Origin of the sequence: Alkalithermobacter thermoalcaliphilus JW-YL-7 = DSM 7308 (assembly GCA_001584565.1) — a bacterium.
Taxonomy (GTDB): Bacteria; Bacillota; Clostridia; order Peptostreptococcales; family Peptostreptococcaceae; genus Alkalithermobacter; species Alkalithermobacter thermoalcaliphilus.
The window spans coordinates 1,307,621-1,333,626 of the sequence record LSFY01000001.1 but is presented as its reverse complement, the minus strand read 5'-3'; the positions used below and the strand labels follow the sequence as shown (position 1 = coordinate 1,333,626).

26 protein-coding genes, 1 pseudogene and 1 other annotated feature are annotated in these 26,006 nt (G+C 30.1%); of the genes and pseudogenes, 19 read left to right on the top strand and 8 right to left on the bottom strand.

Going from position 1 to position 26,006, the window contains the following annotated elements; genetic code table 11:
• Window positions 1–83 precede the first annotated feature (83 nt).
• The 3 genes from JWYL7_RS06980 to argH all read left to right on the top strand — a co-directional run bounded on the left by JWYL7_RS06980 (window position 84) and on the right by argH (window position 3,993).
• Window positions 84–1,091, top strand: coding sequence for a peptidoglycan-binding domain-containing protein (locus JWYL7_RS06980; RefSeq protein ID WP_066070930.1), 1,008 nt, complete (start codon window positions 84–86; stop codon window positions 1,089–1,091).
• 104 nt (window positions 1,092–1,195) lie between these two features.
• Window positions 1,196–1,406 (top strand) — a binding site (T-box leader).
• Window positions 1,407–1,459: 53 nt separating this feature from the next.
• Window positions 1,460–2,683, top strand: coding sequence for an argininosuccinate synthase (locus JWYL7_RS06975; RefSeq protein ID WP_066070927.1), 1,224 nt, complete (start codon window positions 1,460–1,462; stop codon window positions 2,681–2,683).
• The gene (argH, locus tag JWYL7_RS06970; protein WP_066070925.1) at window positions 2,680–3,993 is read left to right on the top strand and encodes an argininosuccinate lyase; all 1,314 of its coding nucleotides are present in this window, start codon (window positions 2,680–2,682) and stop codon (window positions 3,991–3,993) included. The genes JWYL7_RS06975 and argH overlap by 4 nt, the downstream gene beginning before the upstream one ends.
• 22 nt (window positions 3,994–4,015) lie before the next feature.
• Here argH and JWYL7_RS06965 read toward each other — a convergent pair whose 3' ends face one another.
• A complete protein-coding gene (locus JWYL7_RS06965; protein WP_066070922.1) occupies window positions 4,016–4,276 on the bottom strand; it encodes a TIGR03905 family TSCPD domain-containing protein in 261 nt (86 codons plus the stop codon).
• A gap of 119 nt (window positions 4,277–4,395) precedes the next feature.
• On the opposite strand from JWYL7_RS06965, the gene JWYL7_RS06960 reads away from it, so the two are divergent.
• A complete protein-coding gene (locus JWYL7_RS06960) occupies window positions 4,396–5,259 on the top strand; it encodes a YncE family protein (RefSeq protein WP_066070919.1) in 864 nt (287 codons plus the stop codon).
• 26 nt (window positions 5,260–5,285) lie between these two features.
• On the opposite strand, the gene JWYL7_RS06955 is transcribed toward JWYL7_RS06960, so the two are convergent.
• From JWYL7_RS06955 to JWYL7_RS10580, 3 genes are all read right to left on the bottom strand, one after another.
• Window positions 5,286–5,819, bottom strand: a complete 534-nt coding sequence (locus tag JWYL7_RS06955) for a DUF4364 family protein (RefSeq protein ID WP_066070916.1) — start codon at window positions 5,817–5,819, stop codon at window positions 5,286–5,288.
• Between the two features lie 98 nt (window positions 5,820–5,917).
• Entirely contained in the window at window positions 5,918–6,121 is a 204-nt protein-coding gene (locus JWYL7_RS06950; protein ID WP_066070911.1) for an alpha/beta-type small acid-soluble spore protein, read from the bottom strand.
• 229 nt (window positions 6,122–6,350) lie between these two features.
• Window positions 6,351–6,515 (bottom strand): hypothetical protein, encoded by a 165-nt coding sequence (locus tag JWYL7_RS10580; RefSeq protein WP_161937491.1) that lies wholly within the window; start codon window positions 6,513–6,515, stop codon window positions 6,351–6,353.
• A 116-nt stretch (window positions 6,516–6,631) separates the two neighbouring features.
• Between JWYL7_RS10580 and pdaB the strand changes: the two genes are divergently transcribed.
• The 9 genes and pseudogenes from pdaB to JWYL7_RS06895 all read left to right on the top strand — a co-directional run bounded on the left by pdaB (window position 6,632) and on the right by JWYL7_RS06895 (window position 16,935).
• On the top strand, window positions 6,632–7,396 hold the full coding sequence (gene pdaB, locus JWYL7_RS06945; RefSeq protein WP_066070910.1) for a polysaccharide deacetylase family sporulation protein PdaB: 765 nt from the start codon (window positions 6,632–6,634) through the stop codon (window positions 7,394–7,396).
• A gap of 71 nt (window positions 7,397–7,467) precedes the next feature.
• Complete coding sequence (prdR, locus tag JWYL7_RS06940; protein WP_066070907.1) at window positions 7,468–9,216, top strand: sigma-54 dependent transcriptional regulator PrdR; 1,749 nt, start codon at window positions 7,468–7,470, stop codon at window positions 9,214–9,216.
• A gap of 235 nt (window positions 9,217–9,451) precedes the next feature.
• Window positions 9,452–10,735 (top strand): proline reductase-associated electron transfer protein PrdC, encoded by a 1,284-nt coding sequence (gene prdC / locus JWYL7_RS06935; RefSeq protein ID WP_331721830.1) that lies wholly within the window; start codon window positions 9,452–9,454, stop codon window positions 10,733–10,735.
• 13 nt (window positions 10,736–10,748) lie between these two features.
• Entirely contained in the window at window positions 10,749–12,641 is a 1,893-nt protein-coding gene (gene prdA / locus JWYL7_RS06930) for a D-proline reductase (dithiol) proprotein PrdA (protein ID WP_066070900.1), read from the top strand.
• 6 nt (window positions 12,642–12,647) lie between these two features.
• Window positions 12,648–12,908 carry a CBO2463/CBO2479 domain-containing protein gene (locus JWYL7_RS06925; RefSeq protein WP_416386112.1) on the top strand — a complete coding sequence of 87 codons (261 nt, stop codon included), beginning with the start codon at window positions 12,648–12,650 and terminating at the stop codon, window positions 12,906–12,908.
• Window positions 12,909–12,921: 13 nt separating this feature from the next.
• Window positions 12,922–13,647 (top strand): D-proline reductase (dithiol) protein PrdB, encoded by a 726-nt coding sequence (gene prdB, locus JWYL7_RS10305; protein WP_083528326.1) that lies wholly within the window; start codon window positions 12,922–12,924, stop codon window positions 13,645–13,647.
• A gap of 52 nt (window positions 13,648–13,699) precedes the next feature.
• Window positions 13,700–14,950 (top strand): annotated as a pseudogene (gene prdD / locus JWYL7_RS10965) (proline reductase cluster protein PrdD).
• Window positions 14,947–15,954, top strand: coding sequence for a proline racemase (locus JWYL7_RS06900; protein WP_066070880.1), 1,008 nt, complete (start codon window positions 14,947–14,949; stop codon window positions 15,952–15,954). Before prdD ends, JWYL7_RS06900 begins: the two are co-directional and overlap by 4 nt.
• A 99-nt stretch (window positions 15,955–16,053) precedes the next feature.
• Window positions 16,054–16,935, top strand: a complete 882-nt coding sequence (locus JWYL7_RS06895; RefSeq protein WP_066070877.1) for a sulfite exporter TauE/SafE family protein — start codon at window positions 16,054–16,056, stop codon at window positions 16,933–16,935.
• Between the two features lie 29 nt (window positions 16,936–16,964).
• Here JWYL7_RS06895 and JWYL7_RS06890 read toward each other — a convergent pair whose 3' ends face one another.
• Window positions 16,965–18,137 carry a CD0519/CD1768 family membrane protein gene (locus tag JWYL7_RS06890; RefSeq protein WP_066072436.1) on the bottom strand — a complete coding sequence of 391 codons (1,173 nt, stop codon included), beginning with the start codon at window positions 18,135–18,137 and terminating at the stop codon, window positions 16,965–16,967.
• A 155-nt stretch (window positions 18,138–18,292) separates the two neighbouring features.
• Between JWYL7_RS06890 and JWYL7_RS06885 the strand changes: the two genes are divergently transcribed.
• The 6 genes from JWYL7_RS06885 to hpt all read left to right on the top strand — a co-directional run bounded on the left by JWYL7_RS06885 (window position 18,293) and on the right by hpt (window position 23,611).
• Window positions 18,293–18,931, top strand: a complete 639-nt coding sequence (locus JWYL7_RS06885) for a single-stranded DNA-binding protein (RefSeq protein WP_066070874.1) — start codon at window positions 18,293–18,295, stop codon at window positions 18,929–18,931.
• Between the two features lie 111 nt (window positions 18,932–19,042).
• Complete coding sequence (locus tag JWYL7_RS06880; RefSeq protein ID WP_149683689.1) at window positions 19,043–19,552, top strand: class I SAM-dependent methyltransferase; 510 nt, start codon at window positions 19,043–19,045, stop codon at window positions 19,550–19,552.
• Between the two features lie 107 nt (window positions 19,553–19,659).
• The gene (locus JWYL7_RS10700; RefSeq protein WP_169794329.1) at window positions 19,660–19,803 is read left to right on the top strand and encodes a hypothetical protein; all 144 of its coding nucleotides are present in this window, start codon (window positions 19,660–19,662) and stop codon (window positions 19,801–19,803) included.
• Complete coding sequence (locus JWYL7_RS06875) at window positions 19,803–21,575, top strand: sigma-54 interaction domain-containing protein (protein ID WP_066070867.1); 1,773 nt, start codon at window positions 19,803–19,805, stop codon at window positions 21,573–21,575. Before JWYL7_RS10700 ends, JWYL7_RS06875 begins: the two co-directional genes overlap by 1 nt.
• A gap of 145 nt (window positions 21,576–21,720) precedes the next feature.
• Window positions 21,721–23,007 (top strand): L-cysteine desulfidase family protein, encoded by a 1,287-nt coding sequence (locus JWYL7_RS06870; RefSeq protein WP_066070864.1) that lies wholly within the window; start codon window positions 21,721–21,723, stop codon window positions 23,005–23,007.
• 64 nt (window positions 23,008–23,071) lie between these two features.
• A complete protein-coding gene (hpt, locus tag JWYL7_RS06865) occupies window positions 23,072–23,611 on the top strand; it encodes a hypoxanthine phosphoribosyltransferase (RefSeq protein WP_066070860.1) in 540 nt (179 codons plus the stop codon).
• Between the two features lie 22 nt (window positions 23,612–23,633).
• Here the strand turns inward: hpt and dapD are convergent, their stop codons facing one another.
• Genes dapD through dapA form a run of 3 tightly spaced genes read right to left on the bottom strand, consistent with a single transcriptional unit; the run spans window position 23,634 to window position 26,001 of the window.
• Complete coding sequence (gene dapD / locus JWYL7_RS06860; protein WP_066070857.1) at window positions 23,634–24,341, bottom strand: 2,3,4,5-tetrahydropyridine-2,6-dicarboxylate N-acetyltransferase; 708 nt, start codon at window positions 24,339–24,341, stop codon at window positions 23,634–23,636.
• A 15-nt stretch (window positions 24,342–24,356) separates the two neighbouring features.
• Entirely contained in the window at window positions 24,357–25,109 is a 753-nt protein-coding gene (gene dapB / locus JWYL7_RS06855) for a 4-hydroxy-tetrahydrodipicolinate reductase (protein WP_066070854.1), read from the bottom strand.
• A 10-nt stretch (window positions 25,110–25,119) separates the two neighbouring features.
• On the bottom strand, window positions 25,120–26,001 hold the full coding sequence (dapA, locus tag JWYL7_RS06850) for a 4-hydroxy-tetrahydrodipicolinate synthase (protein ID WP_066070851.1): 882 nt from the start codon (window positions 25,999–26,001) through the stop codon (window positions 25,120–25,122).
• Between the last annotated feature and the right edge of the window lie 5 nt (window positions 26,002–26,006).

The following is a 26,006-nucleotide window of genomic DNA, read 5'->3' as shown; positions in this document are numbered from 1 at the left end:
GGTTATGTCAAATATTTCTTTGAAAATATATGAATATTTTTGATATAATTAAAGTAACTTACTTTACATAGGGGAGGAATATGATGAATAAACATATGAGAAAAAAGATTATAGCAACAGTTATAGGGGTGGGGATTTTTGTTAGTCCGTTTAATATACAAAGTATAAATGCAAATACAATTATTCCTAATACGGTGATTATGAGAGTTGGAAATAGAAGCAACGAGGTATCACTGCTTCAGACTAGATTAAAAGAACTTGGATATTTTAATCACAATGTAACAGGATACTTCGGAACTATTACAAAAGCTGCAGTTCAAAATTTCCAAAGAGACAATAGGATAGCTGCTGATGGAATAGTTGGTCCTCAAACTATAAACCTTTTAAATAATAATAGGACACCAGGTGTATCATTAGCTCCGGTATCAAGATCAACTACTATATCAAGAGTAATAAGAATGGGCATGAGTGGAGAAGAAGTATCAAATCTTCAAAGGAGATTAAAAGAACTTGGATATTTTAATCATAATATAACAGGATATTTTGGAACTATTACAAAAGCTGCAGTTCAAAACTTCCAAAGAGATAGTGGAATAGCTGCTGATGGAATAGTTGGCCCTCAAACTATAAATGCATTAAATTCACCTCAAACTTTGGTATCGAGGGGAAGTGTTGTGGACAGGTCTACTGCCCAAATGACATGGTTTGATAGAATAACTCATATAATTCCAAGAGGAACTACATTCACAGTTACTGATGTATATACAGGTAGACAGTTTAATGTTAGAAGAACTTATGGAACTAATCATGCTGATTGCGAGACTGTAACACAACAAGATACACAAATAATGTTGTCTGTTTATGGTGGAACTTGGTCTTGGAATAGAAGACCTATAATAGTTGAAGTAAACGGAATGAGAATACCTGCATCTATGGCTGGAATGCCTCATGGTAGTCAATTTATACACGACAACGGAATGAATGGACATTTTGATATTCACTTTTTAGGAAGTAGGACTCATGGAACTAATAGAGTAGATCCATGGCATCAAGACACAATAAAAATAGCCGAAAGACATTTAAATAGATAAATATCTCAATTTTTTTCTTGACACATAAAGTTAGAATAATTAAAATATACAATAATAAATTTAAATTAAATGTGTAATACTAAATACAAAAATATAAGATACAATAAAATCCTATGACAGGAAGAGTAATTATAGTGTATGTTTCAGCGAGCTAGAGTTGGTGGGAGTCTAGTAACAAAGCTATAATGAAAAGAGCCCTAGAGGATATCTTTTGAAATAGTAGTAGGAAGATACGTTAGCCGCGTTAAAGGCATAAAGTGGGTATATTATTATGCCAAAAAGGGTGGCAACACGGGAAAAACTCTCGTCTCTTAATTTTAAGAGGCGAGAGTTTTTATTATACAAAATATAAATGGGAGGGATAATGTATGAAAGAAAAAGTTGTTTTGGCATATTCAGGAGGATTAGATACATCAATAATAATACCATGGCTTAAAGAAAACTATGATTTTGAGATAATTGCAGTGTGTGTAGATGTAGGTCAAGGAGAAGAGATGAAAGATATAAAGTCAAAAGCTATAAAATCAGGTGCACATAAGGTTTATATAGAAGATGTGAAAGAGGAGTTTGTAACTGATTATGTTTATAAAGCCTTAAAGGCAGGAGCTATATATGAATATAAATATTTACTAGGTACATCTTTAGCGAGACCTTTAATTGCAAAAAAACTTGTTGATATAGCACATAAAGAAGGAGCTAAATATATTTGTCATGGATGTACAGGTAAAGGAAATGATCAAGTTCGTTTTGAAGTAGGAATTGCAGCTATAGACTCTAGTATAAAAGTAATTGCCCCTTGGAGAATATGGGATATAAAATCAAGAGAAGATGCAATAGATTATGCAAAGTTAATGAATATAGAAGTTGCAGTTACTAAGGAAAAAATATATTCAAGAGATAAAAACTTGTTACATGTAAGTCATGAAGGAGGAGATTTAGAAGATCCTAAAAACGAACACAATCCAGATATACTTTATATGATGACAACTCCTTTAGAAAAAGCTAAAAATGAACCAACTTATGTTGAGATATACTTTGAAAAAGGTATACCAACAATGGTCAATGGTAATAAACTAAGTCCTGTTGAGATATTGCAGGCATTAAACAAAATTGGTGGAGAAAATGGAATAGGGGTTGTAGATTTATTAGAAAATAGACTTGTAGGAATGAAATCAAGAGGTGTTTACGAAACTCCAGGAGGAACTATTTTATTTCAGGCATTAAGAGAACTAGAATACTTAACTTTAGATAGAGATACACTTCACTACAAACAAGCAATTTCTCAAAAATATGCACAGCTTGTTTATGATGGACTATGGTTTGGTAAATTAAGAGAAGCTTTAGATTCATTTATAGATAAAATACATGAAACTGTTACAGGAAGTGTTAAGCTTAAGCTTTACAAAGGAAATATAATAATAGCGGGAATGAAATCTCCTTTTGCGCTATACGATGAAGAAATATCATCTTTTGGAGGAACTGATTTATATAATCATAAAGATGCACAAGGTTTTATAAATCTATTTAGCTTACCATTTAAAATAAAAGCCCTAAAAAATCAAAAAAGAATACAAGAAGGTGAAAATATATGAAGTTATGGGGTGGAAGATTTAAGGTAGATGAAAGCAAGTTAATGGAGGATTTTAATTCATCTCTTAAGTTTGATAAGGTTTTATATTTTCAAGATATTAAAGGTAGCATAGCACATGTTAAGATGCTAACTAAATGTAATATTTTAACAGATGAAGAATGTAAAGTTTTAATTGATGGATTAAACGCTATACTTAATGATATAGAAAGTGGAAATTTATTAATAGAAGGAGATTATGAGGATATACACAGTTTTGTAGAGATTAATCTTACTAAAAGAGTAGGAGAAGTTGGAAAAAAGCTTCATACAGCCAGAAGTAGAAATGATCAAGTGGCAGTAGATATGAAAATGTATTCAAAAGATAAGGCATATGAAGTTATTGAAAATATTAAACAATTACAAGCTGTAATGTTAAGAATTGGAGAAGAAAATAATGTATTAATGCCGGGATATACACATCTTCAAAGAGCTCAAGTAGTAACTTTTAAACATCATATTATGGCATATTATAATATGTTTGACAGAGATATTAAGAGAATATTAAATGCGATTGATATTTTAGATGAAAGCCCTTTAGGATGTTGTGCACTTGCTGGAACGACATATTCTATAGATAGAGATTACACATCAAGAGAGCTTGGGTTTAAAAGACCCGTAGAAAATTTCTTAGATGGTGTAAATGATAGGGATTATATTATAGAACTTACATGCGCATACTCTATAATAATGATGCATTTAAGTAGATTAAGTGAGGAGCTTATTTTATGGAGTACTAAAGAGTTTGATTTTATAAAAATGAGTGATGAATACTCAACTGGAAGTAGTATAATGCCACAAAAAAAGAATCCTGATGGTGCAGAATTGATTAGAGGTAAAACAGGAAGGGTTTATGGATCGTTAATGTCAATACTTACTACAATGAAAGCACTTCCTTTGGCTTACAATAAAGATATGCAAGAAGATAAAGAGCAGTTTTTCGATTCTATAAACACTGTACTTAGTTGCTTAAAAATAATGACTAGAATGTTAGATACGATGGAAGTTAAAAAAACTAATATGATAAAAGCAGTTAAAACTGGTTTTTTAAATGCTACAGAAGTTGCTGATTATCTTGTAAATAAAGGAATGACTTTTAGACAAGCACACGAAATAGTAGGATTGATTGTATTATATTGTGAAAGCAATAATATATGCATAGAAGAATTACAGCTAGATAAGCTAAAACAGTTTAGCGATCTATTTGAGGAAGATATATATGAATTTATAGAGTATACAAATATATTAGATAAAGGAATAAAAAAAGAAATATAGGGCTTAAAATTAAGCCCTGTATTTATTCATTTGTTTTTGTTTTAACCTTATACTCAGCTAGTGCTTTTGACAGTTGGTCAGGACATGAAGTTTTTCTTTTTCCACAATTTATTCCTTTAAGCTTATTTATTATATCGTCTATATGACTTCCTTCAACAAGAGCTTTAATTCCAACTAAACTTCCAGGACATCCTCCAACAAATTCTACAGACTTTACTATGTCATTTTCGATTTCGAAAATTATTTCTTTAGCACAAACTCCAGAAGTTTTAAATTTTGCCATACTTAATACCTCCTAAAATATTTATATAATTTATATTATCATATACATAAAAACTTATAAAGTAACTAATTATTATTAAATAAATATAATGTAATAGGTTATACTTAAGGGGGATTGATATGATAGGGTATGTTTCTAATTTTCAAGATGGATCGATATCTATAATAGATTTAAAATATCTTAAAGAAAAAGAAAGGATATATTTAGGGTTATTTATACACCCTCATCATTTTTGTTTAGATAAAGATAATCAAAATATGTATATACCTAATAGCATAGATGGCACTTTATATATACTAGATTTAAACACAAAAACTATAAAAGACAATATTTGCATAGGAAGTAATTTAAGTCAGGTCGTTTTATATAATGATCAAGAGCTTTTTATAGCTAATGAAGATTCAAACAGTATATATATATTTGATATAAAAAGTCTAACTCCTATAGGTATAATAGGTGTAGATAATATGCCACATGGAATGATTTTAGATGAAAAAAGTAGTAAGTTGTATGTTCCTTGTGACAATACAATATTAATTATAGATTGTTTTGAAAAAGCTATATATAAAAAGAAAATAATAGGATATAATCCGTGGCATCTTAAAATAGATGAAAAAACAATATATATTATAACAAAGTATGGAAAATTAGTAGGGATGGATATTGAAAAATTTGAAGTAATATTTGTCTTAGATAGTTTTAAAGCTGCAGTAGAAATTGCCATAAATAGTGAAAAAGATGAACTATATATTACGGATCTTTGTGATAAAAGTGTAACTATAATAAATAAAAAAACATATAAAATAATAGAAAAAATAATGATAACAGGAAATCCATTAGGAATAGATATATCTAAGGATAATAAATATGCATTTATATCAGATATAAAAGAAAATAATATAAAAGTTTTAGATATATCTAAAAGGAAAGTAATTAAAAATATAGGAGTTGGAAAAGAGCCTACTACAATAGTATGTAAATAGGCTATTTTTTTGCATATATATTTAATTTAAGGTTTTTTAATTAGAAGTTGAATTATTTCTCCGTAAATATCAGGCGCATTCTTTTTCCAATTATCACAAATAAGCTTAGCTTGTTTGTTAGAAGGTACATTTAAATCTATATTAATAAGTTCGATATGTTTTTCTATAACTTTTAAATTAACAACAAATTCATCAGGACCTTTCTTATAAAAATTAGATTTTATTTGGGTTTCTTTTAATATATTTTCTTTGTTTTCTAAAACGTATTTGTCGATTTTTTCTTTCATATCTTCAGGAATTCTTGAAATAAAATATTCTAAAGCTTCTATACTTTTTTCGGTTAAAGAATAATAATCTTTTCCTTCTTCATTTAAGATTTTTATAAAGTTAGATTGAACTAACTCAGAGATAAACTGCTGAAGAGAAAAATAATCAACAAATTCATTTTCCATTATTACCTGCGTAATTTGAGAATTGGTTAAAGGAATTTCCATTTTATCTAAAATGTATAATATCAATAATTTATTGACTGCCAATTCTTCAGATGATCTTAAAAACATACATCATCATCCTCCGTTAAGTTTATGTATACATATATATTAAACTATTTTTTGAAAAAAATAAAGAGGTCGCAGGTTGCGACCTCTTTACTTAGTTGTTATTTTCCAGACATTTGTCTTTCAGCCATCTCAACTAATTTCTTAGTCATGTATCCACCTACATAACCATTTTGTCTAGCTGTTAAGTTACCTTTGTCAACAGTATCATAGTTTGATATACCAAGTTCTGCTGCTGTTTCTAATTTCATTTGGTTAAGTGCTGCTTGTGCCTCAGGAACTACTTTTTTGTTTCTACTTGCCATAGTAAATTCCTCCCTTAGTTGATAACTTTTAATTTCAACATCTTTATGATGTTGTAGTATTAATTTAACCAATTATAGAAAATATATGTTGGTAAATGTTAAGTATAGATAATATATATGGAATATAAGGAATAATATAGTATAAAATTCAATCGAATAACACAGCAAGATTATGTTATGCATATATATTTTTTTTATACACAAAAAGATAGGGATTTTCCCTATCTTTTTATGAAAATTTCTTATGAATTCTTATTTTTTTATCTTTTCTAATTCCTTCTTGAATAGGATGAGCTTCTCTTAAGAAATGTCTAGGTTCTAATTTATTAGTAATTCTAGCAAATTCTACTTGTTTTCCTTTTACATTAGTGAACTGACTTTTTATATCAGACATAAAATCACCTCCATTAGTAATTTGCCCATTTTAAAATCTTAATCTTCTAGTAATTTTTTGAAAGATTTTTAAATAGTATTAGTATAGACATAAATTTAGATTAAGGAGGGATTATATTGAAAATATTCATCATACCAATAAAAAAAGCAATTATATCGTTGATATTACTTGTTTTGGCAATTATAGTTTTAATAGGTTGTTTATATATGGTAAAAGATACAATGGCTTTAGTTCCAGAAAAAAAAGTTCCTATATATAGCGTAGAAACTAGAGAAAAGAAAGTAGCTATAAGCTTTGATGCTGCATGGGGAGAAACTTATACAAAGGATATATTAGATATATTAGATAAATATAATGTAAAAACAACTTTTTTCTTGGTAGGATTTTGGGTTGATAGATATCCAGAAATGGTTAAACAAATTCATGAAAGAGGTCATGAAATAGGAAATCACTCAACAACCCATCCTAAGATGTCACTTTTAAGTAAAGAACAGATAATAAAAGAGCTTGAAACAACATCATCAAAAATAGAAAAAATAACAGGAAAAAGAACTACTTTATTTAGACCACCGTTTGGAGATTATAACAATACGTTAATAGATACAGCTTCAGAACTTGGATATTATACAATACAGTGGGATGTAGATTCACTTGATTGGAAAGAAATGGGTGTAAATCATGTTGTTGATAGAGTTATAAAAAACGTAACAAATGGATCTATAGTTTTATTTCACAATAATGCTAAATATGTAAGAGAATACTTACCTTTAGTTATTGAAAGATTACAATCTCAGGGATATGAAATTGTTCCTATATCACAGCTTATATACAAAGATAATTATACAATAGATTCTACAGGAAAACAAAAAAGTAACAACTAATTTTAAAATACCTATGCTTATATGTTAATATATAAGCATAGGTATTTATCATTTATAAGGGTGTGGTGTATATGTTTTTGTTTCCAAGAAGAACTTTAGTAAAGGATATTATGTCTAAAAATATGATTGTCCTAAAAGAAGATGATATTTTAGAAAAAGCCATAAATTTAATGCTTGAAAATAATCTAAAAGATGTTTTTATACAAAATGAAAATAAAGATTTAGTAGGGTTAATATCTTTAACAGATATATCTAAATTAAATATTGAAATGTTAGATAAAAAAAGTAAAGTATCAAATTTTATGACTAAAGAGTTAATAGTTGTAAACAAATACGACAATATATTAAAATGCAGAGATACAATGCTTGAACACAAAATAGGACGCCTACCTGTTGTTGAAGATAAAAAAATTATAGGAGTAGTAAGAGATGAGCAAATAAGAGATTATTTTTATATGAAAATAGAAGAAATAGGAGAAAAATTAAACCATGTTATTAATAGTATACACGAGGCACTTACTGTTATAGATGAAAATGGAAAAGTTGTTATATGGAATAAAAATGCTGAAAAGCTATATGGAGTAAAGAGAGAAGAAATAATAGGAAAAGATATGGATATATTTTTTCCAAATGCTATAATGCTTGAAGTTTTGAAGACTTGTAAGCCTATAGAAAATATATATCATTCACCGAGAAAAGATACTTATGTAGTTGTAAGTGCTAAGCCTATTTATTTAAATAACAAATTAGTAGGGGTTGTTTCCACTGATAAGGATATAACCGATGTTAAAAATTTGACTATGCAGCTAGATAAAGCTAATAGTTCAGTTAAATTTTTACAAGAAGAAGTTAAGAAATTATCTAAAGGTAATTTTGATGAAATAATTGGAAAAAGTGAAAAACTTATAAAAGTTATAGATGTAGCAAGACAAGTAGCTAAAACTAGTGCAAGTATTTTTATACAAGGAGAAAGTGGAACTGGAAAAGAAATATTTGCTAGAGCTATACATAAACACAGCGAAAAAGAAGGTTTGTTTGTTCCTGTAAACTGTAGCGCAATTCCTTCAGAATTATTTGAAAGTGAGTTTTTTGGATATGAGGCAGGAGCATTTACAGGAGCTAGTAAAAAAGGGAAGATGGGTATATTTGAGCTTGCAAACAATGGAACTGTATTTTTAGATGAAATAGCAGATCTTCCAATGTATATGCAAGCTAAACTTCTTAGGGTTCTTCAAGAAGGAGAAGTAAGGAAAGTAGGTAGCGAAAAGACTATAAAAATAAATGTAAGAGTAATATCAGCAACCAATAAAGACTTAAAAAAAATGGTTGAAAATGGTGAATTTAGAGAAGATCTTTACTATAGGTTAAACGTTGTTCAAATAGATCTTCCACCTTTAAGAGAGAGAAAAGGCGATATAGGTATTCTTGTAACAGAATTTTTAAAAGATTTATCAGCAAAGAATAATAAACAAATTTATAAAATAGACAATGAAGTAGTAGATATTTTACAAAAATATGAATGGAAAGGTAATATAAGAGAGCTTAAAAACACAATAGAACATATGGTTGTATTATGTACAGAAGGAGTAATAACTAAAGACTTAATACCAAATTATATATTAGAGAATATAGAAAATAAATCGATCAAAGAAGAATATCCTCTTGACTTAAATGAAGCTGTAAAAAAAATAGAAATATATAACATAAATAAAGCATTAGAATTAGCAAATGGAAATAAAGCTAAAGCAGCAAAACTTTTGAATATACCAAGAAGTACCTTATATTATAAGATGGAGCTTTATAAAATAAAGTGTCAGTAATTTGGACTGCGTCTAAATACTGACACTTTTATATTTTTCTAAATTACTATATTATAACAAAAACACTGACTAAAAATTGACATATTTATTTAAAAAACTTTGTTTTAATACTATGCGATATAGGAAATAAATATTATTGATAGATGTAATTGCAACTATTATAAAAATTTATATCTATAATATTTTTTTTGGCATTATACTTGCTTAAATTATATATTGGATAGGAGGTGAGAAGGTGAAGATAGTTATAAAACTAAGACAGCATATAGGATCTCCTTGTAAACCTATAGTTGATATTGGACAAGAAGTTAAAAAGGGTCAATTAATAGCAACTCCTGAAAAATTAGGAGCTAATATACACTCTAGTGTATATGGAAAAGTGGTTGATATAAATGAAAATGAAATAATAATAGAATCTTTCAAAGATCAACCTGATGAATATGTAAAAATAAAAGAAACAAACTTTTATTTAGAAGCAGTAAAAGAAGCTGGAATAGTTGGAGCAGGAGGAGCTGGTTTTCCAACTCATATAAAACTTGATGTAAATTTAAAAGATGGATGCGTTATAGCTAATGCAGCTGAATGCGAGCCTATATTAAGTCATAATATATATCTTTTAGAGCAAAATCCTGAAATAGTAGTGAGGGGATTAAAGTATGCAATGCAAATTACAAATGCATCTAAAGGGTATATAGCTATAAAACCAAAACACAAAAAGGCTATCATAGCTTTGGGAAAAATATGCAAAAATGAAGAAAATATAAATATAAAATTCTTAAGTGATATGTATCCTGCAGGAGATGAAAGGGTAATAGTAAGGGAAACTCTAGGCATTGAGCTTGAACCTGGGCAGTTACCTATTTCTGCTAATGCTGTAGTTTGTAATGTAGAAACTTTAAAAAATATAGCATTAGCAATAGAAGAAAGAAGACCTGTTATAACTAAGGATATAACTGTAGGTGGAAGAGTAAAAAATTCTGCAGAAGGTAAAGTGTTTTTAGATGTTCCTATTGGAATGCCTATAAGTTATTTTATTCAAGAGTGTGGTGGATATGAAAATCCACATGGAGAAATAATTTTAGGAGGACCATTTACAGGAAAGCAAGGTAATGAAGATGCACCAGTAGACAAAACATTAGGAGGAATACTTGTAGCTATGCCTTATCCGAATGAGAAAAGGAAAATAGGAGTAATAGCTTGTGAGTGTGGTGCAGATGAACAAAGATTAGAAGAGATAGCTAAAGGTATGGGTGGACAGATAGTAGCAAAGGAAAAATGTAAGAGAATGGTACTAGTTAATGGAAGGTATAGATGCGATAAACCAGGAATATGTCCAGGCCAGGCCGAAAAGGTATTATCTCTAAAAAAACAAGGAGCTGAGGTAATAATAACGGGTACATGTGAGGACTGAACTAACACAGTAATGAATGTAGCTCCTAGGTTGGGAGTGCCAGTTTATCACAGTACCGATCACGTATTAAGAGCCTCAGGTCATAGATTATATAGAAGAAAAAAATAAGGAGGGGTTTTTTATGGCTATTACGCAAGAAACAGCAAAAGCTCATGCTAATGATCCTGCGGTATCTTGCTGTAGGTTTGAAGCTGGTACTGTGATTGAAGCATCAAACTTAGAAGATCCAGCAATATTTGATGATTTAGTAGACTCAGGACTTTTACAAATACCTGAAAACTGCCTTACTATAGGCCAAGTAATAGGTGGAAAACTTAAAAAAACTATAGACGCTTTAACACCTTTAACTGAAGATGTAGTGGAAATTGCATCAAAACCAGAAGAAAAAAGAGATAGTGTAAAAAAAGATGTAAAACAAGAAGTAAAAGCTAATACTCAAGATACAAACATTAATGTATCTCAAACAACAAATAATTTAGGAGTAATTAAGATACACATAGGAGAAGGAAAAGATATAAATTTAGAGATTCCTTTGAGTGTATCTTCTATTCAGAATAGTCCGCAAAATTTCGCTAACGCAAGTGAAGAAAAAGTTGAGGTAAAACAAGAAGTAAAAACAGAAAAAACTGAGGAAAAATGTGAAAACAAAGCTATAAGAAAGCTTGTAAAAAAATATTACAAAATAGATAAAGTAGAGTTTGGAAAAGAAACAAAAATTGAAGGAACAACTCTATATATAAGAGAAGATATTGCTAAAGATGCTGTAGAAAGTGAAGACTTAGTAGTAGACCTAAAAGTAGATATAATAACTCCTGATAAGTACAATACTTATAGCGAAACTATAATGGATGTTCAGCCTATAGCAACTAAAGAAGAAGGAGAGCTTGGAACAGGAACAACTAGAGTATTAGATGGAGTTGTAATGCTTGTAACAGGAATAGATGAAGCTGGAGTTCAAATAGGAGAGTTTGGATCTTCAGAAGGTGAGTTAGATAGAAATATAATGTGGAATAGACCAGGATCTCCTGATAAAGGAGAAATATTTATAAAAACAGAAGTAGTTATAAAGAAAAATACAAATATGGAAAGACCAGGTCCTTTAGCAGCTCATAAAGCTTCAGATTTTATAACTCAAGAAATAAGAGAAGCTTTAAAGAAAGTAGACGACTCTTTAACTGTAAAAACAGAAGAGCTTGTTCAATATAGAAGACCTGGAAAGAAAAAAATAGTTATAGTTAAAGAAATAATGGGTCAAGGAGCGATGCATGACAATTTAATACTTCCTGTTGAACCAGTAGGTACTTTAGGAGCTAAGCCAAATGTTGACCTTGGAAATGTTCCAGTTGTATTATCTCCACTTGAAGTGTTAGATGGTGGAATTCATGCATTAACTTGTATAGGACCTGCATCAAAAGAAACATCAAGACATTACTTTAGAGAGCCGTTAGTAATAGAAGCTATGAATGATGAAGAAATAGACTTAGTAGGTGTAATTTTCGTAGGATCTCCTCAAGTAAATGCAGAGAAATTCTACGTTTCTAAGAGATTAGGAATGTTAGTTGAAGCAATGGATGTAGATGGAGCTATAATAACTACAGAAGGATTTGGAAATAACCATATAGATTTTGCAAGCCATCACGAGCAAATAGGCTCAAGAGGAGTTGCAGTTGTAGGAATGACATTTGCTGCTGTTCAGGGAGCATTAGTTGTAGGAAATGAATATATGAAATACATGATAGATAACAACAAGTCTAAGCAAGGAATAGAAAACGAGATATTAGCTAATAACACTTTATGTAAAGAAGATGCTATAAGAGCACTTGCAATGGTAAAAGCAGTAATAGCAGGTGAAGAAGTGAAAGAACCTGAAAGAAAATGGAATCCAAATGTTAAATTAAACAACATAGAAATGATAGAAAAAGCTATGAATACAAAGATAGAATTAGTAGAAAATGAGCAAGTTTTACCTAAGAGTAAAAAAAGAATGGAAATATATGAAAAAGAAGAAAACTAAAAATAGGTGATAGCCTTGGAAAAATTAAGATATGCATCTACAGAAAGATATGTAGAAGGTGTAATTGTAGAAATAAATGATGGAGCAGTTGGAATAGATTTAAAGGGAAGAATAGGATATTTAAAAGTTCCTAAAAGAATGCTTATAACAGACCATGAACTAAAACTTGGTCAAGAAGTTGGATTTTTAATGAGTTACCCTGAAGTATTAGGAGATGAAATAAACGAGAAGTATATGCAAAACTTAAACCGAAAAAAAGATGAATAAAGGAGGTAAAAATATGGCACTTACAGTTGTAAAAGGACTGCAGTCAGAAATATTTGTTCCGATAACGCCGCCGCCAGTTTGGACTCCAGTAACTAAGGAGTTAAAAGACATGACGGTTGCGCTTGCAACAGCTGCAGGAGTACACCTTAAAAGCGACAAAAGATTTAACCTAGCAGGAGATTTTACTTATAGAGTAATTCCTGGAGATGCAAAAGCAGAAGATTTGATGGTATCACATGGTGGATACGACAATGCTGATGTTAATAAAGATATTAACTGTATGTTTCCTTTAACAAGACTTCAAGAATTAGCTCAAGAAGGATTTATAAAAGCTGTTGCTCCAGAAAATTTTGGATTCATGGGTGGTGGTGGAGACCAGCAAAAATTTACAGAAGAAACAGGTCCAGAAATAGCTAGAAGATTAAAAGAAGAGGGAGTAGACGCTGTACTCCTTACAGCTGGCTGAGGTACTTGCCACCGCTCTGCCGTGATTGTGCAGAGAGCAATTGAGGAAGCTGGAATACCTACAATAATAATAGCAGCTCTTCCTCCAGTAGTAAGACAAAATGGAACTCCAAGAGCAGTTGCTCCACTAGTTCCAATGGGTGCTAATGCAGGTGAGCCAAACAATAAGGAAATGCAAACTGCAATAGTAAAAGATACTTTAAAACAATTAATAGAAATACAAACACCAGGTAAAATAGTGCCACTTCCATATGAATACGTAGCTAAAGTATAGTAATTTTCCCGCTTCATCTTTGAAGCGGGAAAATTTTAAAGAAGGTGATTGTATGGAAAAAGAGATAATACTCAGAAGGCTTGTTATAAAAGCTTTTCATATAGAAGAAGTAGCACTTGGTGATAAATTATCCATAAACGACAAAAAATTGGTATTAGACGAGAAAATAGCAAAAGACATATGTAAAAATGAAGACTTAATAGAAAATATAAATATAAATATTATACCTCCGAGAAACCATGACATATATGTAAACAGTATAATGGATATAATTCCTATATCGACCAAGGTATTAGGAAATTTAGGAGAAGGAATAACTCATACATTAACTGGAGTATATGTAATGTTAACTGGGGCAGATGTTGATAAAGTTCAAATGGCCGAATTTGGATCATCTGAAGGAATACTAAGGGAAAAATTAAAACTAAATAAAGCAGGAACTCCAGGAGAAAATGATTATATAATCCATTTTGATGTAACTTTAAAATCAGGAGCAATGTCTAGTAGAGAATATCCACTTGCAGCACATAGAGCTTGTGATCTATTTATTCAAAAAATAAGAGATGAGTTGAAAAAGCTAGAAGCAAAATATGCAGACTCAGTACATGAATATTTTGATAAAATAAGGCCAAATGGGAAAAAAGTTTTGATAATAAAGCAAGTGGCAGGCCAAGGTACAATGTATGATAATATGTTATTACCATCAGAACCGAGCGGATTTGCTGGAGGTAAATCTATAATAGATATAGGAAATGTTCCGATTATATTATCTCCAAATGAATATAGAGATGGTGCTATAAGAGCAATGACTTAAGGAGGTATATTTATGGGAATAGGGCCATCAACAAAGGAAACTACTTTACATCATTTTAGAGATCCATTGCTTGATGTAGTTTCTAATGATAAGGATATAGATTTACTAGGGGTTATGATAGTTGGAACGCCTCAAGACAATAAAGATAAGTATTTTGTAGGAAAAAGAGCGGCTGTATGGGCAGAAGCATTGAGAGCAAACGGAGTTATAATTTCTGTAGATGGATGGGGAAACTCTCATGTTGATTATGCAAATACAATAGAAGAAATAGGAAAAAGAAATATACCTGTAGTTGGATTGAGTTTTATAGGAAAGCAGGCTAAGTTTGTTGTAACTAACAAGTATATGGATACTATAGTAGATTTTAATAAATCAAAAGAAGGCATAGAAACTCAAGTTGTAGGCGAAAACAATGTAGATTTATTAGATGCTAAGAAGGCATTGGCGTTTTTGAAACTTAAAATGAGAAAAAAGGGGGAAGTAAAATGATAGCTATAAAAAGCATCCATGCTATAGATTCTCATACTATGGGTGAACCTACAAGAATAATAATAGGTGGAGTACCAAATATACCTGGAAAAACAATGGCTGAGAAAAAACAATATTTAGAAGAAAATATGGATAACTTAAGAACAGCTGTTATGCTAGAGCCAAGAGGACACAATGACATGTTTGGATCTATAATTACTGCTCCAGTAAATGAAGAGGCAGATTTTGGAATAATATTTATGGATGGAGGAGGATATCTAAACATGTGTGGGCACGGCTCAATAGGAGCTGTAACTGTTGCTATCGAAACAGGAATGGTAAAATGTGTAGAGCCTATAACAGATGTTACTATGGACACACCTGCAGGATTAGTTAAAGCAAAGGCAAAAGTAGAAAATGGAAAAGTAAAAGAAGTATCTATAATAAATGTTCCTGCTTTTCATTATAAAAAAGATGTAGAAATAGATGTTCCTGAAATAGGAAAAGTAAAACTTGATATATCTTTTGGAGGAAGTTTCTTTGCTATATTAGATGCAAAGCAATTAGGATTAAAGGTAGAGCCAAAAAACGCTCAAAAACTTACACAGATAGGTCTTAAAATAAGAGATATAGTTAATGAAAAAGTAGAAATATCTCATCCAGTTTTAAAACATATAAAAACTGTCGATTTAGTTGAAATATATGATGATCCAACTCATCCTCAAGCAAATTATAAAAATGTAGTAGTGTTTGGCCAAGGGCAAGTAGATAGATCACCTTGCGGAACAGGGACATCTGCTAAAATGGCAACTTTATATTCAAAGGGTGAGCTAAAGCAAGGAGAATTATTTGTATATGAAAGCATACTTGGAACTATATTCAAGGGAAGAATAGTTAAAACGGATAAAATAGGACCTTATGAAGCTATAATACCTGAAATAACGGGATCGGCCTATATAACAGGATTTAACCATTTTGTTATAGATCCAGAAGATCCAGTTAAATACGGATTTATATTAAAATAAGTCTGATTTTTAACAAAAAAATAATAGCATTATAATATTATGTTGAATATAATATTATAAATGGTATAATTAAACATATTTTAATAAGGAGGTATTATAATGATACAAATTATATTAGGAGTTTTAGGAGTTTTAACTCTCTGGTTTTCAGTTGTATTCATAAAAGATTTTCTAGCAAACAAAGATAATTTAGAAAACAATTCATGGGCTAAAGTCTTAGGAATTGGATTTATAACGGACTTTTTCGATACATTAGGGATAGGTTCATTTGCTCCTACGACTGCACTTTTAAAAGGATTAAAGCAGACAAAAGATAGGGTTATACCAGGAACGTTAAATGTTTCACACACAATACCAGTAGTTCTTGAAGCTTTCATATTTATAACAGTTATAAATGTAGAACCAGTAACTTTAATAAGTATGTTATTAGCTGCTACAATAGGAGCTTGGATAGGGGCAGGAGTTGTGTCTAAGCTTCCAGAAAGAACTGTACAATATGTAATGGGGATAGCTTTATTTGTAACTGCATTTTTAATGTTTTCATCTAAAATGGGCTGGATGCCAGGTGGAGGAGAAGCTATAGGACTTACTGGAGCAAAACTTGCAATAGCAGTTGTAGCTAACTTTATATTAGGAGCTTTAATGACTGCCGGAATAGGACTTTATGCACCTTGTATGGCGCTTGTATACTTCTTAGGAATGTCTCCAAGAGTTGCTTTCCCTATAATGATGGGATCTTGTGCATTTTTGATGCCAGTTGCATCTGTTAAGTTTGTTAAAGAAGGAGCATACGATAGAAAAGCTTCTATGGGTATAACAATAGGTGGAGTTATAGGAGTTATTATAGCAGCGTATATAGTTAAAGAACTACCTCTTGAAACATTAAGATGGTTAGTTATAGGGGTTATATTATATACTTCAATAACAATGTTAAGAGCAGCATCAAAAAACAAAGAATTACCAGAAAAACCTGCTGAGTAAAGAATAAGCTGTTGGTATATACCAACAGCTTATTTTAATAATAAATATATATAATGAGCAGATATTCCCGCAAACAATCCACCGAAAGTATGAGCTAATATAGCGCTATTAGTAAGCTTTCTACATTTTAATGCATCCATCATTCCAACATGCGTACTTAAATATCCACTCCAGCACATACCCATAGCAGTAAATACTGCAATTTCACTAGGACCAGCAATACCTTCGTTTATAAATCTTGGAACTAAGGATATAGCAGCTCCTACAGCACCTAAAGAAGTGATAGGGAATGCAATAGCCTCCGAAGATGTAAATCCAAATAAAGGATTTAATATAAACATAAATTTTTTTCCAATCTCAGGTAAAAGTCCTACTCCTTCATAAGCTACTCCTTTATAAACTTGAATACCAGATTCAGGATCTATAGAAGGTCCAAATGTTAGTATCATAACAAATGTACATATAAATAAAACACCAGGTATTATAGCAAGTCCCATTTCAACTCCTGTTTTTCCGCCTTCTAAAATAGCATCTAAAACCCTTTGGAATAAATTATCATTTTTTATTTCTCTGTATTTAAATACTTCAGGATCATAATCAGATGTATCATCAATATTTGAAACATCTTTAAAATGCTCTTTAGTTAAATAAATCATAAGTCTAACACTTATTATACTTCCTATAATAGCTCCTACATTTCCGATTATAGCAGCTTTAACAAACTCTTTTCCTTGAGACATCATAAATGTAGTAACTATAAGTCCCATACCAAATGAAGTTCCAAGATTGCAAAGAGCAGGTAGTTCGTAATTTTTAAAATATCTTTTAAATGTTTTATCATTAGCTAATGATATTATTGCTGGATTATCTGATAAATAGGTTGTAATAGCACCTATTATAGCAGCACCAGGAAGATTATAAAGTGGTTTCATAAGAAATGCAAACATATAATTAATTAATGATATAACACCAAATTCTGATAGTAAATTAGCTAGAGCACCTGCTAATACAGCAATTGCCATTATAAACAAAACTGTATTTAACAAAAGATCGTGTGCTGTATACATTATAACTTTAAACATAATTCCTAGCCCCATCTTTTGAGATATATATGCAAATATACCTATGAAGACGAGCAAAAATGCAAACGTTTCCAAGTTGACCGCTTTAACCTTCCTTTTTTCTAAGTGCTTGTCTGATATCAATTTGCATACCACCTTTCTAAATAAATTCCAATAAGATTTTATCAGGGGAATAATAAAATATCAATCAAAAAATTAAAATAATTTAGAATAAAATAATAGTTCTTATAATATAATTATCATAGGTAACACATAAGAAAGTTGGGGGGATTGAAATGAACAAGATAAAAGAAACTACAAATATTGTAAACTTATGCGGAGAAATAAACTCAAATTTAGAATTTAGTCATGAAGTTTTCGGAGAAAAATTTTATAACTGCACAATCAAAGTTAAAAGGTTAAGTGAAACATATGATATTCTTCCGATAACTATATCTGAAAGACTTCTTACAGATTTAGATCTTGAAATTGGAAAAAAGGTTAACGTAACAGGACAGATAAGATCTTATAACAAGTTTTCAGATGGTAAAAATAAGCTTATAATAACAGTATTTATAAAAGAAATATCTGAAAACTGTGAAGAAGTAAAAGATCCAAATACTATCTTTTTAGATGGTTATATATGCAAAGATCCTGTGTATAGAAGTACTCCTTTAGGTAGAGAAATAACAGATTTATTAATAGCTGTAAACAGATCATATAATAAGTCTGATTATATTCCTTCTATAGCATGGGGGAGAAATGCTAAGTTTTCAAAGAATCTACAAGTAGGAGATAGAATTCAAATATTTGGAAGAATACAAAGTAGAGAATATGAGAAAAAATTAGAAGATGGAACAGTGGAAAATAGAGTAGCGTATGAGATATCTATATCTAGAATGAAAAAAATGCCTGAAAATAACGCAAAAGAATAATAGTATATAATTTCCTTGTTGAATTATATTGATGATTGGAATTATATTTATTATAATATTTACATAGTTTAGTACAAAAGAGAAAGTAGTAGGTGGATTAAATTGGATTGTATGTATACGGACGAATATATTAGTATAAATGGAAGTATATGTCCAAGTAAAAAGGAAAATAATATCTATAATTTTTTGAAAGTCATAAATCCTAGTGTAGGAGAGAAAGTTTTATTAGTTGGAGATATAGGTAATTATGGGAAATATCTAAATAAGCTAGGAGTTGAAGTTACTATATTCTGGATAGAAAAAGAAATAGACACTTTGGCTTTAGCTAAAAATTGTAGCTGTAATGTTATCAAAGGAAATCTAGAATATATGCCGTTCAAGGATGAATACTTTGATAAAGTCATATTCTTAAATGCTTTTAACTCTTTTGATGATGAACAAAGAGTGTTTGATGAGATTTGTAGGGTATTAAGAAAAAATGGAAATATAGTAATACAAGAAAGAGATCCAAAGAGTTTAGAAGTTAGGCTTACTACTTTAAAGAGAAAAACATTAGGGTATAAATGTAAGTTTTACTATCCAAACGAAATAGATAGCGTAATGCAAAAAATGGATGTGTAGGTATATTAAAAACAGTAGATAAAAATAGTTTTATTTATATAGGAACAAAGTTAAAAAACACTATAGACTAGGAAAATTCCTAGTCTTTTTTTGCAAAGGAGGAGTTTATGAGGATATATTATGATTATGTTTTAGTAGCATTTTTATTTGTAATACTAGTATCTATACAATATTCTATAAACAAGGTAATAGTTCTTTTGAAGGATATAAAAAGTTTACTTTCTCAGTCAAGGCTAAAGGATAGGATATGATGGTTGGGTTAAGTTTTATAAAAGAAGATATAGAAAACATAGCAAATGTTATATCTACAGTTTTAAATGTAGATGTAACAATAGTAGATGATAATTTAATAAGAATAGCTGGTACAGGACAATATAAAGAAAAAGTTGGAGAAAGGGTAAGTGAAAAGTCTGCATTTGGAGTTTCTTTATCTACAGGTAAAAGTTTTATAATAGAAAATCCTAGACAAGACCATATTTGCAATCTTTGTGAAATTAAGGAAAGTTGTAATGAATTTGCAGAAGTATCTTCTCCTATTAAAATCGAAGACAAAATATATGGAGTAATAGGCCTTATAGCTTTTAGTATCGAGCAAAAGAATAATTTACTAGAAAATAAAACGAAACTTATGGACTTTTTGAATAAAATGGCAGACTTAATATGTAGCAAAATTCTTGCAGAAATGAAGTCTTATCAACTCAAACTTGAAGCTACAAGATTACAAATGTTGTTAAATAATATGGACAAAGGAGTAGTATCCATAGACAAATTTGGAAATATAAATAAATGGAATGAAAAGTTTGTTCAAATATTTAAACTGAAAAGTAATATAGAAAATAAAAGCATATTTAAAATTCTAGATTTTATAACACTAGAAGATATAAAGAATCTAAAAAAACATAAAGTTATTTCTTTTAACTTTAACAAAGAAAGTTATATTTTTAGTGGGATTTGCAATATTAATCCAATAATAGTAGATGAAACTATAAAAGGGTACGTACTTTATTTTACGGACAAGCTATCTACAATAAAAGATTTTAATAAAATAACTACAGGAGAGTATAATGTAAGATTTAGTAATATAATAGGAATTAGCGATGCTATAAAAAATGTAAAAAGAAAAGCAGATATAGCTTCAAAGTCTTTTTCTACAGTCCTTATAACAGGAGAAAGTGGTACAGGGAAAGAATTATTAGCAAGAGCTATACACAACAATAGCGAAAGGTCTAAAAATTCATTTATAGCTATAAATTGTGCAGCAATACCTGATACCCTGTTAGAAAGTGAGCTATTTGGATATGAAGAAGGTGCTTTTACAGGGGCTAAAAAAGGTGGAAAAATAGGAAAATTTGAACTTGCTAACAAAGGGACATTGTTTTTAGATGAGATAGGAGATATGAGTATTCATCTTCAAGGAAAACTTTTAAGAGTTTTACAAGAAAGAGAAATAGACAAGGTTGGAGGTAGTAAAGCTATACAGATAGATGTAAGGATAATAGCTGCTACTAATAAAGACCTTGAAAAGATGGTTAAAAATGGAGAATTCAGAGAAGATTTGTATTATAGATTAAATGTATTGCCTATAAAAATTCCGCCTTTAAGAGAAAGAAAAGAAGATATATATTCTCTTGTAGAACATATTATAACTAAATATTCTAAAAAACTAAACAAACATGTTTCATCGATAGATTCTCAAGCTATGAATAAAATATTGGAATATCCTTGGTATGGGAATGTCAGAGAACTAGAAAATGTTATAGAGTACGGGATAAATATGTGCAATACAGATACAATAAAACTTACAGATCTTCCTGAAAAATTAAAATGTGAATATAAATATAATGAAGATAATTATGAAGACACTATAACTCCTTTAAGTGAGCTTGAGAAAAAAGAAATAATAAAAGCACTTAATAAATTTAAAAAATTTAAGAAAGATAAGGAAAAAGCAGCTCATGCTCTTGGAATATCTAGAGCAACTTTATATAGAAAGTTAAAAGAATACAAAATAGTCTCAGATTGATACAGCTGTATCAACTTGAGACTATTTTTTTTCGTTTTGAGACAATGTTTTATTGCTAGGGTATATATATTGCTACTTAAGGCATTTAACTTTGGCATAGTTATTGCTAATAGATATTTATATAAAGTTATAGGGAGGAGATAAAATGAAAGAAAAGTTAATAAAGATATTAAAAGAAGAAGTTAAGGTGGCAGTTGGTTGTACAGAACCTGTAGCAGTAGCATTAGCTTGTGCCAAAGCGAAAGAGCTTTTAGATGATGAGTTTGTTTGTTGTGATATACTTGTAAGTTCAAATGTATATAAAAACGGTATGTGTGTAGGTATTCCTAAAACAGAAAAAATAGGACTAAAAATAGCAGCAAGTATGGGATTAGTAGGAGAAAAATCTATTGATAATCTTAGAGTGCTTGAAAATATAGAAAAAGAGGATATACTAAAAGCAGAAAAATTATCTGAAAAAGGAATTATAAAAATAAATCCTATAAATACAAAAGAGAAAGTTTATGTACAGGTTAATTTAAAAGGATATAAAAATGAATCAAAGGTTATAATAATGGGAAAACATGACCAATTTGTGCATCTTCAAGTAAATGATAAAATAATTATTTCAAATGATATTGATCTTCAAATAGATAATACTCAAAGTGAAAGTGAAATAGCACATATGAAAATAAGTGATCTTTTAGAAAAAATTGAAGAATTAGATTTTGAAGATATAAAGTTTTTATTAGAAGGAATAAATATGAATCAAGCTATAGCTGATTTTGCTATTGAAAATAAAATTGGAGCAGGAGTGGGATATGGAATTAAAAAGGCTATAGATGACAAGATATTATGTGATGATCTTATGAATAGAGCTATAATGATAACTGCAGCGGCGTCTGATGCTAGAATGAGTGGAATAAATATGCCTGTTATGAGTTCAAATGGAAGTGGAAATCACGGTATTACAGCTATATTACCTATAAGTGCATATAATTATTTATATCCTCAAGAAGATGAAAAGTTAGCAAAAGCTTTAGCTATAAGCCATTTGATTACAACATATATAAAAAATTATACAGGAAGGTTATCAGCTGTATGTGGATGTGGAGTAGCGGCTTCTACTGGTGCTGCAGCTGCAATTGCATATCTTATGGGATGTGATTATAGGAAGATAGAGGGATGTATAGATAATATGGTTGCAAATTTAAGTGGAATGATATGTGATGGGGCAAAAGCAGGCTGTGCATTAAAGCTTGCATCAGCAGCAGGAGCAGCAGTTCAGAGTGCTCTTATGGCAAAATATAACTGTATAGTTCCGCCTCTTAATGGAATAATAGGTAAAACTGTAGAAGAAAGCATAAAGAATTTAGGTAAGGTAAGTAGTGAAGGAATGGAGATAACAGACCAAGTAATAATAAATGTTATGGAAAGAATGAATAGTAATTAATTAATTGACAATATTCTACTTTTTAATTAAAATAAAGTATAAAATTATAAAATGGAGGTAAGTCATGGATATAGAAAAAAAGAAATGGGAAGTTCTATGTTCTGAAGAAGACATAGCTAATAGACTTAAACAGTTAGGACAACAGATATCAGAAGATTATAAAGGAAAAAACTTAATGGTAATTTCTCTTTTAAAAGGAAGTTTTATATTCACGGCTGATTTAGTAAGAAATATAACTATTCCTGTTAAAATAGGATTTATGACAACTTCAAGCTACGGACACGGAAAAGAAACTTCTGGTGTTGTAAGTATGCTTGCTGATGTTACTGACGATATAAAAGGATATGATGTTTTAGTTGTAGATGATATCACTGATTCTGGACTTACGATGAAATATGTTCTTGATCACTTAAAAACTAAAAATCCAGCAAGTGTAAAATCTTGTGTTCTTTTAGACAAGCCAAGTAGAAGAAAAGTAGAACTTGTACCTGATTATGTAGGTTTTACTATAGAAGATAAATTCGTTGTTGGATATGGATTAAACTATGGTGATTACTATAGAAATGTACCTTATGTGTTTGTTGTAACAGATGAAGATAGATAAAGGTGGCGTATGCCACCTTTTTTTATCCTCTCAAATCTTCTAGTAATTTAGTTTTTTCTTTTGTTTTATCATCTTTCATTTTTATTATTTTAGCTGGAGAGCCTGCGACAACAGCATTTTCAGGAACATCACTAGTTACAACAGCTCCTGCAGCAACAACAGCTCCTTTACCTACTCTTACTCCTTCTAGAATTACTGCGTTAGCTCCTATTAAAACATCATCTTCTATAACTACAGGTGTAGCAGAAGGTGGTTCTAAAACTCCTGCAACAACAGCTCCTGCACCTAGATGAACATTTTTTCCAAGCTTTCCTCTAGCTCCTACAACGGCATTCATATCTACCATTGTATTTTCTCCTATTTCTGCTCCTATATTTATTACTGCTCCCATCATTATAACTGCATTTTTTCCTATAGAAACCATATCTCTTATTATAGCGCCAGGTTCTATTCTAGCTTGAGTATTTAAAGGATTATACATAGGAATAGCAGAATTTCTTCTGTCGTATTCTAAATGATAGTCAATGATTGAATCTTTGTTTTCATCGAGTAATACCTGAACTTGATCATATTCTCCAAAAATCGTATATAGATTTTCATCACCAAATATCTTAAGATCAGTATATTTTTGAGTATCTATTTTTCCTTTTAGATAAACTTTTACTGGAGTTTTTTTCTTTACGTTCTTTATATATTTTGCTATTTCGTATGGATCAGTCATATTCATCATTAGCAAAAATCCTCCTTACAATTTTATTATATCTTTCATATTATAATAACCATTTTCCTTACTTACAATAAACTTAGCAGCTTTTTTAGCACCTTCGGCAAATATTTCCTTAGACAAAGCAATGTGATTAATCTCTACTATTTCATCAGGCCCAGCGAATATAGTAGAGTGTTCACCTACTATAGTTCCACCTCTAACAGCGTGAATACCTATTTCAGATTTATTTCGCTTAGCATCTTTGCCGAATCTTCCGTAATTAAAATCAACTTGATTGTCTAAAGTTTCTTTTATTTCCTTTGCTATCATTAAAGCAGTACCGCTTGGAGCGTCTACTTTCTTATTGTGATGTTTTTCTACTATTTCTATATCAAAACCATAAAGGGCCTTTGTAGTTGTTTTAACTAAATCTAAAACAAGATTAACTCCAACAGACATATTAGAGCTGTGGAATATTGGAATCTCTTTTGAATGACTTACTATCTTGTTTATCTGATCATCTGAATATCCAGTTGTAGCTATAACAAGAGCAGTTTTGTTTGATTTTGCATAAGATAGTAGATCATCTAAAGATTCAGGTCTTGAAAAATCTATTATAACATCTACCTTTTCTTTTATATCTAAAGCACTAGTGTAAACAGGGAAGCCTAAAGAGTTATCCGTTTTTGTGTCAACACCTGCTACTAGATTTAAATCAGGATCCCTACTAATAGAATCTATTAAAACCATTCCCATTTTTCCGAGGCATCCATTTAAAGCTACATTAATCATAAAAAACCTCCTAGGATAATTTAAATCCATAATTAATTAATTCTCTTTTTAAAACTTCTAAATTGTTCTCGCTCATTTCTGTTAAAGGTAATCTAAGTTCACCCATATCAAAACCTAAAAGGTTCATAGCTGTTTTAACAGGAATAGGATTTACTTCTATAAATAGGGCATCTATTAAAGGTTTCATATCTAATTGAAGTTTTCTTGATCCTTCAATATCTCCTTCAAAGAATTTATAAACTAAATCATGAGTATCTCTTGGGCATATATTTGCAACAACTGAAATAACACCAACTCCACCTAAAGATAATAAAGGAAGTATCATATCATCATTTCCTGAATATATAGCAAAATCTTTAGGGCAAACCCTAGCTATTTCAGCAACTTGAGCTATATTTCCGCTGGCTTCTTTAACACCAACTATATTCTTGATCTTAGCAATTTCTGAAAGAGTATTAGGAGCTATATTTACCCCAGTTCTTCCAGGAACGTTGTAAACTATTATAGGTATGTTTACAGAGTTTGCAATAGATTCAAAGTGAGCTATAAGGCCTTTTTGAGTAGCCTTATTATAATATGGAGTTATAACTAAAAGTCCATCAGCACCTAATTTTTCAGCTTCTTTGCTAAGATAAATAGAGTGAGCAGTATCATTAGATCCAGTTCCTGCTATAACAGGAATTCTTTTATTTGTCTTTTCGATTACAAACTTAATGGTTGCCAACTTTTCTTCATCAGTCATAGTAGATGCTTCTCCTGTAGTTCCACAAACTATGAAAGCATCAGTTTTTTCTTTGATATGAAACTCAATTACTTTCTCAAGAGCATCAAAATCAATTTTTCCATCCTTGAAAGGAGTAACAAGAGCAACACCAGAACCTTTAAATAACATAAAAA